Origin of the sequence: Pseudomaricurvus alkylphenolicus, from assembly GCF_011683955.1 — a bacterium.
Classification (GTDB): Bacteria; Pseudomonadota; Gammaproteobacteria; order Pseudomonadales; family Cellvibrionaceae; genus Pseudomaricurvus; species Pseudomaricurvus alkylphenolicus.
On the sequence record NZ_JAAQPI010000041.1, the window covers coordinates 1 to 12,930 of the forward strand.

The 12,930-nt window shown below is 47.6% G+C and carries 10 protein-coding genes and 1 pseudogene; 5 read left to right on the plus strand and 6 right to left on the minus strand.

Translation table 11 applies throughout. The features are described from left to right. The first annotated feature begins 181 nt into the window (after positions 1 to 181). The 3 genes and pseudogenes from HBA55_RS36755 to HBA55_RS38310 form a co-directional block, all read left to right on the plus strand. Complete coding sequence (locus HBA55_RS36755) at positions 182 to 895, plus strand: serine hydrolase (RefSeq protein WP_167001145.1); 714 nt, start codon at positions 182 to 184, stop codon at positions 893 to 895. 32 nt (positions 896 to 927) lie between these two features. Next, complete coding sequence (locus HBA55_RS36760; protein ID WP_206020129.1) at positions 928 to 2,292, plus strand: spinster family MFS transporter; 1,365 nt, start codon at positions 928 to 930, stop codon at positions 2,290 to 2,292. 350 nt (positions 2,293 to 2,642) lie between these two features. Next, positions 2,643 to 2,804: pseudogene (locus HBA55_RS38310) on the plus strand (hypothetical protein); the annotation flags it as partial. A 787-nt stretch (positions 2,805 to 3,591) separates the two neighbouring features. On the opposite strand, the gene HBA55_RS36770 reads toward HBA55_RS38310, so the two are convergent. The 5 genes from HBA55_RS36770 to HBA55_RS36790 are packed head-to-tail and all read right to left on the minus strand — an operon-like array spanning position 3,592 to position 7,636. Next, a complete protein-coding gene (locus HBA55_RS36770) occupies positions 3,592 to 4,458 on the minus strand; it encodes an MBL fold metallo-hydrolase (RefSeq protein ID WP_167001147.1) in 867 nt (288 codons plus the stop codon). A 52-nt stretch (positions 4,459 to 4,510) separates the two neighbouring features. Next, positions 4,511 to 5,329: an acyl-CoA thioesterase gene (locus HBA55_RS36775; protein ID WP_167001149.1), complete on the minus strand. Its 819-nt coding sequence runs from the start codon at positions 5,327 to 5,329 to the stop codon at positions 4,511 to 4,513. A 17-nt stretch (positions 5,330 to 5,346) separates the two neighbouring features. Next, positions 5,347 to 6,210, minus strand: a complete 864-nt coding sequence (locus HBA55_RS36780) for a sulfurtransferase (RefSeq protein ID WP_240946481.1) — start codon at positions 6,208 to 6,210, stop codon at positions 5,347 to 5,349. A 54-nt stretch (positions 6,211 to 6,264) separates the two neighbouring features. Further along, the gene (locus HBA55_RS36785) at positions 6,265 to 6,921 is read right to left on the minus strand and encodes a 3-oxoacid CoA-transferase subunit B (protein ID WP_167001153.1); all 657 of its coding nucleotides are present in this window, start codon (positions 6,919 to 6,921) and stop codon (positions 6,265 to 6,267) included. A 13-nt stretch (positions 6,922 to 6,934) separates the two neighbouring features. Then, on the minus strand, positions 6,935 to 7,636 hold the full coding sequence (locus HBA55_RS36790; protein WP_167001155.1) for a CoA transferase subunit A: 702 nt from the start codon (positions 7,634 to 7,636) through the stop codon (positions 6,935 to 6,937). 278 nt (positions 7,637 to 7,914) lie between these two features. Between HBA55_RS36790 and HBA55_RS36795 the strand changes: the two genes are divergently transcribed. Next, positions 7,915 to 8,697, plus strand: coding sequence for a sulfite exporter TauE/SafE family protein (locus tag HBA55_RS36795; protein ID WP_167001158.1), 783 nt, complete (start codon positions 7,915 to 7,917; stop codon positions 8,695 to 8,697). Positions 8,698 to 8,972: 275 nt separating this feature from the next. Here the strand turns inward: HBA55_RS36795 and HBA55_RS36800 are convergent, their stop codons facing one another. Continuing rightward, positions 8,973 to 9,878: a LysR family transcriptional regulator gene (locus HBA55_RS36800; protein ID WP_167001160.1), complete on the minus strand. Its 906-nt coding sequence runs from the start codon at positions 9,876 to 9,878 to the stop codon at positions 8,973 to 8,975. Positions 9,879 to 10,001: 123 nt separating this feature from the next. Here HBA55_RS36800 and HBA55_RS36805 point away from each other — a divergent pair, with 123 nt between their 5' ends. Next, positions 10,002 to 12,887, plus strand: a complete 2,886-nt coding sequence (locus HBA55_RS36805) for an FAD-binding and (Fe-S)-binding domain-containing protein (protein WP_167001162.1) — start codon at positions 10,002 to 10,004, stop codon at positions 12,885 to 12,887. Positions 12,888 to 12,930 lie beyond the last annotated feature (43 nt).

A 12,930-nucleotide genomic window follows, 5' to 3' on the forward strand; every position in this document is an offset into this window, starting at 1 on the left:
AATTCGGGTGAGTGGTTACGACGTGGTCGTCTAGCCATGGTAAATCTCCTGTTCATGGGCACTACCGTGCCCTAAATCAGGCGAAGATTCCACTTATGGAGCTGTCCATATTTCCGGGGCCGGCTCTCAGTATCCGCCGTCTCAAAGCGTTGAGAATATCAAGCCGGAGATCTGGAAGCGGATGAGCACTGGCTACAACACCATGGGCGATGTCTGGATTCCCACTCCGCTGGTCTATTTTGAAGAGTACCCGGCAGGTGGCTTTGTGTCGGTGCCGCGAGACCATATCAAACTGTTGATGGCACTGAAAAATGGTGGCGAACTTAATGGCGTTCGTATTCTAAAACAAGAAACCGCGAGGGCCATGCTAACGGATCAATTGCAAAAACCTATTACCCATTATGGCGCGCCCAAACGTGGTGAACGCCAAGGGCTGGTCTGGTGGTTACGCAACTGGGATCAACCAAAACAGGCTTTCCACCACGGTGGTGGGCATATGTTCGGCTGGCGCACCATGGCAATCTCCTGGCCCCAGTACGACGCTACTATTGTTATGGCCATCAATGAGTGGGCCGCGGCCTCCAGCAAAGCGACATCCAGGCCGGTGGAAAATTTTGTGCAATCCTGGCTCTCCGCCGAACTGCCTGCTCGACCAGCATTGCCTAGAGATATCGACAATCTGGCCTGGAAAGCCTCTTACCTGCGCGGTGTACTGTTTGTGGAGGGGTATCGCTACGGCGCCGGTGTACCTGAAAAACTGAGCCTTAAAGAGGCAAAGCGCATTGCCTCTGAATCTGTGCCACAAACCTGGATTGGCACTCAACCTTTATGGGATGAGGATGCTTTTGTGGAGGGCGTTCAAGATATGAACGAGGTAATGTTGTCAGTTCGATAGAAAATGATCAGCACAATCCCGAACTCGATACATTGAAAAAAATTGCTAAGCCATTTGGGTTGAGTGTGGGTTTTGTTTTTGAACTGGACAGTAGTAACACTCAAACCGTTGAATTGACCCCTTCTTCTTATGATAAACCTGCTTATCGGCATTTTGTTTTGTTAATGTTAATGCTGGTATATATGTTTAATTTTTTGGATCGCCAATTATTGGTGATACTACAAGAGTCCATCAAAGAGGAGATGGGTTTCACCGATACCCAGTTGGGTATGATGTCAGGTTTTGCTTTTGCCTGTCTCTATGTCGTCTGCGGCATTCCAATTGCACGTTTAGCCGACCGCAGTAATCGTCGAAATGTTATTGCAGTGTCTCTGGCTGTCTGGAGTCTAATGACTGCGCTCTGCGGAATGGCACAAAACTTTGTGCAGATGTTGCTGGCTCGAATGGGGGTAGCTATAGGTGAGGCGGGCGGTACTCCGCCAACGCTCTCGATGATTTCAGATATTTATCCGGAAAATAAGCGTGCAACGGCTATGTCTGTCTATACCTCAGGAATATATCTTGGTGTGTTTACAGGGTTTGTTCTCGGTGGCTGGTTAGGGCAGGCTTATGGTTGGCGCACGGCATTTATTGCCGTTGGTTTACCGGGGGTTTTAATGGCAATGTTGTTGTGCTTATTGGTCAAAGAGCCCACCCGTTACCGCTTTGGCACGCCTCCTGTAGCTAAAAAAACTAAACACGAGTCTTTTGGGGGGGTTGTTCGAGGCTTGTGGAATACCACCACTTTCCGATATGTCGCCCTGGCTGGTGGGATGGCCTCGTTTGCCAGTTTTGGCATGGGAAACTGGATGCCTTCCTACCTGATTAGAACGTTTGACATCTCCATTGCTGAAGTGGGAACTTGGCTTGGGCTGGCGTCAGGCCTGGGCGGCATTATTGGTACCATCGGTGGAGGTATGATGGTGGATAAGCTGAAACTGAGTGATCGTCGCTGGTACGTTTGGCTAGCAGCTGCAGTAATACTGAGCAGTGGTGTGTTTGTTTTTATCATTTTAACGACAGATCATTTATATCTGGCTCTTGCGCTATATGTAGTGGGTATGGGTTTATTTGCCTCCTGGATACCAGCAGTTCTTGCTTTAAGTCATGGTTTAGTATCTGCCGCCTTTAGAGCGCAGGTAACGGCTGTACTCTTTTTTGTGATTAATATAATCGGCATGGGGATGGGGCCAGCCACAGTGGGCTTCTTGAGTGATATGCTAGCTACGTCGGAGCCTGGAGAATCCCTTCGTTACGCAATGTTGTCCGCAGTTATATTTGGTGGTGGTTTAGCGGTCTACCTTTTCCTTAGGGCCAGCCGTACCTTGATTCATGATATGGATAACGTACTTTCTTGATCACAAGCTTCTTATATATTCAATTTTTTGTTAATTGGGCTCTGTTGCAAACCCGGCATATAGTGCCGGAAAATGTTAGCCTATCGAACCAAAATATGGTCATAAGGTTTACAATAGAATGAGGTTTACGGGACGGCACTTCGATAAGGAAATAATGCAGGCGTTTCGCTGGTATCTTTCATGCTCGCTTAGCTTCAGAGCTATTGAATAGCTTATGTTCGATCATAGTGTCGAAGTCGGCCACATAACTATATATCGCAGGGTAATACGTTACAGCCCAACATTGGAACAGATCTTAGAAAAAGGTAGCAACTGTTGTTTGACTGCGGATGGATTAAGTCTATGTCAAGGTCAGAGTTCAATGGAAATACCTATACTGGGTCGCTGATATGGGAGGCAACACGGTGGAATTTCGGCTTACTGCAAACGCGAAGCGATTCTTCGATAGACTAGTTAAACGCCAGCGGCAACCTGGCGTTGTGCTGCTCCATACATTGATCCCTCATCGCTAATCGCGACAATAGCCCTTAGCCCTCGATTCGATGCATTATGTATTCATAGAACATGTCATAAGGGTACAAAAAGCCGCCAATTCCATATCAACTGGTTTCGCCGTAAATATTTCGAGCCGGAATAAAACAGCCCAAGGAGTTCTTGGAAAAATCCGCTAGACTATAGAAAATACTACATAGCGTGCCGATAACCGTATCTGTAGTATGTGATGCCGTCGTCGATGGTACTCGTCGCGGTAAGTCGCCCTAATGGGCTACTGTGGGAACGACATTGTTCATTATTCGTGGATTCGGCATGCGTAGACAGAACATAGGGGAGGGTAACCCTCCGTAGGAGTTTTTATTGATGGGCGCGCGATCTGCTGTGGCTATCAGAGATCTCCATAATCTTAAATGTGTGGAAATTTTTGGTGGAACTCAATCAACGCTGTGTGGAGAGAATGCATCCGCTAGCGTTGTATCAGTCGTCATAAAAAATCCGGAGTTTGACATTGAGGGTGCAGTCACTAACCATGAACGCTACCGCTTGAAGGGTTACAGGGATTTAAATCCTGCGTCTGGTCAGTGATTGGTTGTTATAACTTGGTTAAGTTAGCCTGACATAAACTGCAATCGAAGTAGATTGTAGCAAGAAGGTAGGAATGGAGGCATATTAACCTGAAAGCAAGTCTTCCGGAGATGAGACCCACTAAGGAAACGAGAACGTTGCCGTCAAAAGCGGCAACGGAAATGGCAACGAAAAGTCGCCTGTTTTAGATGGGCACTAGTTAGTATTGAGTGTTAATAACTAGAACACATCCACTGGTATCTTCAAGTATCTTTTACCATTAGATTCTGGTTTAGGTAGCTGGCCTGCGCGCATATTCACCTGCACAGATGGTAAGATCAGTTGCGGTAATTTCAGCTGGGCGTCACGTGCAGATCGCATAGCAACAAATTCTTCTTTACTGATGCCACCACCTACATGAATATTGGAACGCTTTTGCTCACCAACTGTGGTTTCCCATTGATATTTTTCGCGGCCAGGGGCCTTGTAGTCGTGACACATAAACAAACGGGTTTCATCGGGCAGACTAAAAATCTTCTGAATCGAGTCGTAAAGGGTGTCAGCATCCCCGCCGGGGAAGTCACAGCGGGCAGAACCAAAATCCGGCATAAACAGGGTGTCGCCCACAAAACAGACATCGCCAATCATATAGGTCATACACGCAGGAGTATGGCCCGGTGTATGAACCGCTTGCGCCATGATGGTGCCAACACGAAAGTTATCACCATCAGTAAACAGTTGATCAAAGTCGCTGCCGTCGCGAGCAAAATCTACCTTGACATTAAAAGCATCGCTAAAAGTTTCTTGTACCTGTCTGACATTGTTACCTATGGCAATCTTTCCGCCCAGCTGTTCCTTCAAATAAGGTGCAGAACTCAGATGATCGGCGTGGATATGCGTCTCGAGGATCCACTCAAGAGTAAAGCCATTTTCGACGATGAAGTCTATAATATCGTCGATTGAGCGGGTAGCTGTACGGCCAGAATTGGGCTCATAGTTGAGCACCGGATCCACAACAGCACAGGCTTTGCTCTGGGGGTCCGCGACCACATGAGTAATGGTGTACGTATGCGTATCAAAAAATGAATGTACTTCAGGGTTATTCAAATATCTTTCCTCAACGTTTTTCAGTCTCTCAGATGCCGACTTGCACCATCAATCACTTAGCTACGGTCCGATAGAAACCCATCTGACTGGTTACAGCCAAGAGCTGTCCATCACGGGACCAAATATTGGCTTTTTGATCAAAGGTACTATCACTCACACAGTTTCCGTTGGTTTCTATCAGGATGTAGTCATCCCCCAACGCATGTAAGGTCGACTCAGACGCAAAATTGTAGAAAGAAAAGGCAACGGAAAAAGCGAGTAATTGACCATTGTTTATATAATAGGGCCGGGGAATCATACTGTCTGCTATCAATATCAGTGCCTTGCTATCCATCGGCCGCGGCTCACGATCTTTGATCCAGGTGAGAGAATACGGCGTCGCAGCCTCTCGAAGGTGATCCCCATTAACTGGCCGTTGGTGGTAGTTGTCCATCCAAGGAGGGAACCACTCGAGTTGAGCCTTGGCCACCTCGTGGGGGGAGGGCGCATTAGGTATCGTGGATCTGTAGACTTGTTTTGAAGGCATGCGGGCTTTCATAACCACTTCAGCAGAGAGCAATAGGTCCCCATCACTCTCGCTACATAAGAATTCCACCCGCCAAAAATCCGTGCTTTTGAGCCGACTTAACAGTGTAGTCTGAACATAAAATGGTCTCTCATCGATGGCTTCGATAAGTGACACGTTAACACTTGCTAACTCACCTCTGGCATCCGGATGAGAGCGAATTGATTCCATCATCACGGCCAAATTCCAGCCGCCAAAGGTGCTTTGGATATTCCAATATTGCATACTCGGCTGGCATAGAAAGAGGCCGTTCTTAACTGTCTTCAATCGGGTCTCTTTGTCGAGGGTAAAATTCAAATCACTCATGCTGTTCACAAAACCTGTTAATTCTGCGTGGACTGGTTACATTCAATAGGTAAATCGTGGCGCATGCCCCATTCTTCCCAAGAACCGTCATAAATGGGGCAGCGTTGCAATCCCGCATATTCCAGAGCCATTGAAAGAATACAGGCCGTGACGCCAGATCCGCAGGTGCCAATAATAGGTTGATTCAAGTCAATCCCCGCATCGGTTAACTTCTCTATGACCTCTTCAGGAGGCACAAGTCGGCCATCTCGGGATAACTCCCTCTGTGAGAAGTTTATGCTGCCAGGTATATGACCCGAGCGCACATCGGCATAGAGGTTAGAGGTGTCGCCGTTAAACATCGCCGGTGGACGTACGTCGATCAGTTGCGCTTCTTGAGCGTCGATATTCGACAGCACTTGTTGCCAGGTTTTGGTGCAGTCTGTCGGCTTACGAATGCCCCAATCATAGGTCTCCACTTCAGCCAAAGGCCCTGATTCAACGCCACCACCGACGCTTAACCACGCGGGCATACCGCCGTCCAGTACGGAAACTTTTTCATGGCCGTAATTTCGCAAGACAAACCACAAGCGGGCGGCGCTGTAGAGCCCCGCCTGATCATAAATAATGATATGAGCATCGGGATTGAGGCCAGAGGCCTTTGCCTGCTCGGAGAACTCCGCTGGTGATGGGAACATGCGCCCCGGAGGCCCCGGCTTTGCCGAAGCCAGAAAGTCGATATCGACATGAATCGCCCCCGGGATCCGTTGAGCTTTAGCTTCCTGTCGACCCACTTTGTCGCCAGAAGGTATAAACCAAGTCGCGTCTACCAGCTGGATATTGTTATTGCCCTGGTTATCCAAGAACCATTCGGGGGACACAAGTACAGGTGTTTTGGTCATAGAATCCACGATTATTCTCCGCGACGATACTGTTACTGCTTTGATAAGCTACAATCAGAATTGCATTTCCGGTACAACGTCCGGCACCACAAGCTCACCCTTTGTGAGAGAGACAATTTGATCAACACTCACCCCTGGCGCTCGTTCTTTCAGCCAAAATTTTCCATCGGCAATTTCTACATAAGCCAAATCACTCACCACTTTTTTGATGCAGCCTACGCCTGTTAACGGTAACGTACACCGATTAAGTAATTTGGATTCACCGTGCTTGGAGGCGTGAGTCATGGTCACAATGATGTTGTCGGCGCCGGCAACCAAATCCATGGCACCGCCCATCCCCTTAACCATCCTCCCGGGAATCATATAGGAGGCGATATTCCCCAGAACATCTACCTCGAATGCCCCCAACACGGTTAAATCGATATGACCGCCGCGGATCATGGCAAAAGAATCTGAGGAAGAGACTATGGATGCACCTTTGACGGCCGTTACAGTGGCCTTGCCGGCATTGATCATATCTGCATCCACCTGTACCTCTGTGGGATAGGGGCCGATGCCAAGCAAACCGTTTTCGGATTGCAACATAACGTCCATACCCTTGGGCACGCAATTGGCCACCAGAGTGGGAATGCCAATGCCCAAATTGACGTAGAAGCCGTCTTGAAGTTCGCGTGCTACGCGCATCGCAATTTGTTCGCGTGTTAAAGCCATACCGAATTCTCCCTTAAATCTCGCGAACCAGCCGTTGTTCGATGCGTTTTTCGAAAGTGCCCTGTATCATACGATCCACGTAAATCCCCGGCGTATGAATATGTGCGGGGTTTAGCTCTCCGGGTTCGACGATTTCTTCCACTTCCGCTACGGTAATACGCCCAGCTGTGGCAGCCATGGGATTGAAGTTTTGGGCGGTGTGGCGGTAAATTAGATTACCGTAGCGATCACCTTTCCAGGCTTTGACAATGGCAAAATCACCAGTAATCGCTTCTTCTAATATATAGTTACGATCATTAAACACGCCCACGGGTTTGCCTTCACCGACTTTAGTGCCGTAGCCAGTGGCGGTATAAAATGCTGGAATACCCGCACCGCCGGCACGCATTTTCTCGGCCAGGGTTCCCTGGGGTGTCAATTCGACCTCAAGCTCTCCCGAAAGCATCTGTTTCTCAAATACGCGATTTTCACCGACATAGGAGGACACCATTTTCTTGACTTGTCTATCTTTCAGTAACAGACCCAAGCCAAAATCATCAACACCACAGTTGTTGGAAACAATGGTCAGCTCGCGGGTGCCCCTGCGCTGAATCTCGGTAATCAGGTTTTCAGGAATGCCACAAAGACCAAATCCCCCGGCAATGACGGTCATACCGTCTTCGAGGCCTTGCATGGCCTCTTCATAACAACTTACGACTTTGTCAAAGCCTGCCATTTCGCTGACCCCAAACACTCTATTTAGACAGATGAGTGGCCTAGCTTAACCTTGTTTACGATAGTCGTATAATACTTATTTTGATTGTAGTGATAGCTTTTGGGTATTGGTTTGGGTGTTTATTCAGCCCTTCAATTGATATCAAAAAACTATTGCAAAGAGCAATTTTGATATTGGATGTTTTTCGCCCCTAAATCTACGCTATGACCTTGCTGTCTACCCTCTTCACCACAGCTGTCAATTTACCCAGCGCTCCATATACAAGAGGCATTCGCTTTATGATTATCGCAGTAGGTGTGATCATTGGACTAGTACTAGGTGTTACCGGTGCTGGCGGCTCAATTTTTGCTGTACCTCTGTTTGTGTTATTACTCGGCATACCGTTAATGGAAGCCATGGGGATTTCTCTGGGCGCAGTGAGCGTTGCGGCAATGGTGGGTGTATTGGTTCGTAATAATCGGCGCGACCTCGCCATCACCCCCGGTATTATTTTGGCGATTGCAGGTATGATAACCGCCCCGCTGGGGCGCTGGGTTGGCTTGCAGATTGATGAAGGTCTATTAATGTTGGGCTTTTCCCTTCTTGCCGGCGGATTGTCCATACGCATGTGGATGGAGGCTAGTAGTAAAAAACGAGCAAGCTCTTCATTAACGATGGCAAACCGCAATCCCGCTTATTGTTCCCGCATAGACTGGGCACAAGCGCTACAACTGGCTTGTGCCGGCCTGTTCTGCGGAGTGCTCTCTGGCCTGTTTGGTGTTGGAGGGGGGTTTATCATCGTACCTCTATTGACGCTTTACGTCGGCATGGATATCAATCGTGCTGTGGGTACTTCCCTTTTTGTGATTGCCCTGGTCAGTGCCACTGGATTTGCCTTTCATCTGCAGCAGGTCTCAACTATTCCGGCCGATAGATTGTTCTATACCATAGTGGGGAGTATTTTTGGGGTATTAATTGGAACACCAATCGCCAAGTATCTGTCTGGTCCTAAGCTGCAAAAACTATTTGCCAGTAGTGTGATTGGTTTGGTTGTTTTAACGTTGAGCCGCACAAATAGTTAAATCGATTTGATTTAGAGAGGAGGGCCATATGATCTACTTCCTTCTAGCTGAACTACTTTGAGCCTAGTGAAGTCTGTTATGCACGGAGTTTTGGTTATGAAGAAGCAATTTGCAGGAGGGCAGATCATTGGGTTTTTGAGGGGAGGGGGATTGGAGTCTCAGCTAGATATATATCGTAAACATGGTATATAGGAGACCACCTTTACGTATTGCGTAAGAAGGTGGGGCAGGAAATCTCATGAGCTAAGTTAACTTCTTTCGCTTTTTAATGACATTTAATGAAATATGTTTGTATGTGTGTTGTAGGCTTTTGCGAGAATGTTAATAAATTCACTGATTTTTCTAGGGACATAACGTACATCCGGATAGATGGCGTAGATCCCAACGTCTCTGCAGATACTTTCCTGTAGCACTGGAACAAGTTGGCCTTGAGCGACTTGATCTCTTGTCAGAAAAACAGGCATAAAAGCAATGCCCATCCCCGCAACAGCAGCTTCACGTAAACTCACCAGCGAACTGGCTTGAAACCGACCGCTGATTTTAATGCTCTCGGCCTTCCCCTTAACTGTCACAGGCCAGTCATTAGCCCCTTTTTCCTGATGGCTAAATTGAAGGCAGTTGTGTTCTTTCAGCACTGAGACATCACTCGGGACACCATGCGTTGCCAAATACTCTGGCGCCGCGTAGGCATGCCAACGTGAATTAACCAGCTGGCGGGCACGCAAGGTCGAGTCCGACAAGGTCCCAGTACGAATGGCCAAATCAAAACCCGAGGCAATCAGATCTTGAAAGTCATCCTGGATGGTCATCTCTACGTGCATTTGCGGGTACAGCTTAAGGTACTGATCTATAACACCAGGTAAGAAAAATTGCCCCGAAATCGTCGGTGCGGCCAAGCGCAATACTCCCTTAGGTTGCTCGGCGTGCTGGGCAACCGCCTGTTCCGCCTGGGTAACACCACTTTCCAGCAGTTGGCAATGCTGGAAAAACTCCTCTCCCGCAGCCGTGAGCTTGAGCTTACGGGTAGTACGGATCAGAAGTTGAACCCCTAAATGCTGCTCCAAGCGCGAGATATGTTTACTCACAACCGAGCTGGCAATGCCTCTACGCTCAGCAACGGCTCTGAACGACTTTAATTGGACCACCTCGGCAAACAGAAGCATATCATCCAGATTCTTCATCCCAGCCCTATAATTAAACTATTGGAAACAATCAAATTCGATTAGACGCATTTATTAAGTATAGGGGGTCCGTTAACCTGCCACAACCAACGATATACAAGCGACAAGGGATCAGAGCAGGTTATGCAAGAGCAGAACACCTATCAGGAATTTATAACCAGAGCGGCCGAGGTTGTTCCGCAACAACGGATTATTACCGATTACCTGCGCACTCTGGCCTACGGTACCGATGCCAGCTTCTATCGACTGCAACCAAAGGTCATCATTCAAATCGCCAATGAGGATGAGGTGATACACCTTATGGCTTTGGCCTCCGAGCTAAATCTGCCTATCACCTTTCGCGCATCAGGTACCAGTCTCTCAGGTCAAGCCATTACCGATTCCATTCTGTTATCACTTACACCCGACTGGAAAGAATACGACATCCTCGAAGAAGGCAAAAAAATTCGAATGCAATGTGGCGTACTGGGTGGAGACGCTAACCGGTATTTAGCCCCGTTGCAACGCCAGCTGGCGCCTATGCCTGCCTCTATTGATGCTGCGACAATTGGAGGAATTGCCATCAATAATGCAGCAGGTATGAATTCCTTGGATACCTACGGTGTCATGGCATCTGCGCGCTTTATTTTCCTCGATGGTACGGTATTGGATACTGGTTGTGAAAAGAGTCGCTCAGCCTTTAGAAAAAGCCACTCAATCATGATTGCTGAGGTGGAAAATCTCGCCAAGCACCTGCGAAGTAATGAAGTGCTCAGTAAACGTATCTTGCGAAAATACGAAGTGAAGAATACCACAGGTTATGGTTTACGCTCCTTGCTTGAGTGGAATGACCCGATCGACATGATAGCCCGCTTGATGATCGGCTCTGAAGGTACGTTGGGGTTTATTTCCGAAGTGACTCACAACACTATCCGCAAGTATCCATTAAAAGCCTCGGCATTTTTGGTGTTCCCGGATATTCGTACGGCAAGCATAGCTGTGACTCGCTTTAAGCTGCATAAAGCACCGGTGTCTGCAGCAGAGATGATTGATTATTTTGCACTCATTGCCGTTCAACATATGGATGGCGTGCCGGACTTTATCGCGAAGATCCCCGAGGGTGCTACTGCAATTTTGGTGCAAACTGAAGCCGATGAAAAGCCGATACTGGAAAGAAATATCTCGACTATTCTTTCAGAAGTCGATGATTTAGAGGTGGTTGTGCCAGCAAGCTTTACCGAAAGCCCCAGTGAGTACCAGGCTTACTGGAATATCCGTAAAGGTATTTTCCCCGCAGTAGGAGCAACCCGCTCCAAGGGTACTACGGCACTGATTGAGGATGTCGCCTTCCCGATTGAAACCCTTGCCGATGCCCTTGTCGACTTGCAGCATTTGATGCAGAAACATGGCTATGATGATGGCGTGATCTATGGTCATGCATTAGACGGTAACCTACATTTTATTTTCTCGCAGGGCTTCGGCAGTAAAGAAGAAATCGAACGCTATGAGCGTTTTATTGATGAGGTTTGTGATGTTGTTGTAGATAAGTATGATGGCTCTCTGAAAGCTGAGCATGGCACAGGCCGTAATATGGCCCCCTTTGTAGAAAAAGAATGGGGAGCAGAAGCCTATAGTATAATGCTTGAGATCAAGAGAATCTTCGATCCGCAGGGAATACTTAATCCTGATGTCATGATTACGAGAAATCCTAAACTGCATATTAGCAATTTAAAACCCATGCAGACAGTCAGCGACATTGTCGACCAATGTATTGAGTGTGGTTTCTGTGAGCGTATGTGTCCATCCCGAAACCTCACCCTCAGTCCAAGGAAGCGTATTATCGGTAAACGAGAACAAGCACTGCTTAAAGGTGAGCATCAACAATGCTTTGCCGATGAATACGATTACATGGCCATCGATACTTGTGCCGGCTGTGGGCTCTGTTCCACAGTTTGCCCAGTAGGTATTAATACCGGTGACTTAGTTCGCCAGTTGCGCCACGACCGTAATTTCAAGCATGAAGGCACTTCTCAATGGATCGCTACCCATTTCGGTATGGTAACAAGCGCAGTGAAAACGGCTTTTGGCGTGATGAATACAAGTCACGCCCTGATCGGTAGTAAAGCTATGGGGGCGGTAACCGCTGCGGCACGAAAAGTATCCGCTAACAAGATCGGTTATTGGAATCCGGAGATGCCGACGCCAGCGCCAAAGCTTATTGCCAGTGATCGCAGGCTTATAAATATCAATAACCGTACAAACAGACCGCAGGTGGTTTATCTGCCAAGTTGCACCAGTCGAACCATGGGGCCAGCGCGTGGCGCTGAAGAACAAACGGCATTGATTGATAAAACCGAAGCCTTGCTGCACAAAGCAGGTTTTGATGTTATTTATCCACAGCATATAAAAGAGCTATGTTGTGGTATGCCGTTTAAAAGTAAAGGCATGTTTAATCAGGCGGATGCTAAAGCGGCTGAATCCGTACAGATGCTGCTTGAAGCCAGTAATAATGGTGAAATACCTGTTTACTGTGATACTAGTCCCTGCACCATGCACCTTAAAGAATATCTTGACTCACGTATAAAACTATTTGAACCGGTAGATTTTATACATACCTTTATGATGGATAAACTGGACTTTGAGCAGGTTGATGAGCAGGTCGCACTCCATATTACATGTTCGGCCCGACGAATGGGGCTAGAGCAGAAAATCGTTGATGTTATGCAATTGTGTAGCACTAACGTAGTTATTCCTGATCAGATTACATGCTGTGGCTTCGCCGGCGACAAGGGATTTACCACACCTGAACTCAATAAGTCGGCGTTAAGCACCTTGGCGCATCAAGTTGGAGGTTGTAGCGGTGGTTATTCAACGAGTCGCACCTGTGAAATAGGTTTGAGTCATCACTCAGGGGTAGATTACCAATCAATAATATATTTAGTGGACCGGCGTTTTTCAAGACAGATGTCACCATTAGTTCATTTTTTACGCTGCTTTCTCACACTCATGGTCCGAGTTATCCGGGTTTAGTTCGACCTCTTTGATGTAATCCCACTTCCTAGCCTCTCCAGAC

Excerpts from the sequence above, each read along its gene's own strand:
- HBA55_RS36755 (WP_167001145.1), top strand. The coding sequence starts at position 182 with ATGAGCACTGGCTACAACACCATGGGCGATGTCTGGATTCCCACTCCG.
- HBA55_RS36775 (WP_167001149.1), bottom strand. The coding sequence starts at position 5,329 with ATGAGTGATTTGAATTTTACCCTCGACAAAGAGACCCGATTGAAGACA.
- HBA55_RS36780 (WP_240946481.1), bottom strand. The coding sequence starts at position 6,210 with ATGACCAAAACACCTGTACTTGTGTCCCCCGAATGGTTCTTGGATAAC.
- HBA55_RS36785 (WP_167001153.1), bottom strand. The coding sequence starts at position 6,921 with ATGGCTTTAACACGCGAACAAATTGCGATGCGCGTAGCACGCGAACTT.
- HBA55_RS36790 (WP_167001155.1), bottom strand. The coding sequence starts at position 7,636 with ATGGCAGGCTTTGACAAAGTCGTAAGTTGTTATGAAGAGGCCATGCAA.
- HBA55_RS36795 (WP_167001158.1), top strand. The coding sequence starts at position 7,915 with ATGATTATCGCAGTAGGTGTGATCATTGGACTAGTACTAGGTGTTACC.
- HBA55_RS36800 (WP_167001160.1), bottom strand. The coding sequence starts at position 9,878 with ATGAAGAATCTGGATGATATGCTTCTGTTTGCCGAGGTGGTCCAATTA.
- HBA55_RS36805 (WP_167001162.1), top strand. The coding sequence starts at position 10,002 with ATGCAAGAGCAGAACACCTATCAGGAATTTATAACCAGAGCGGCCGAG.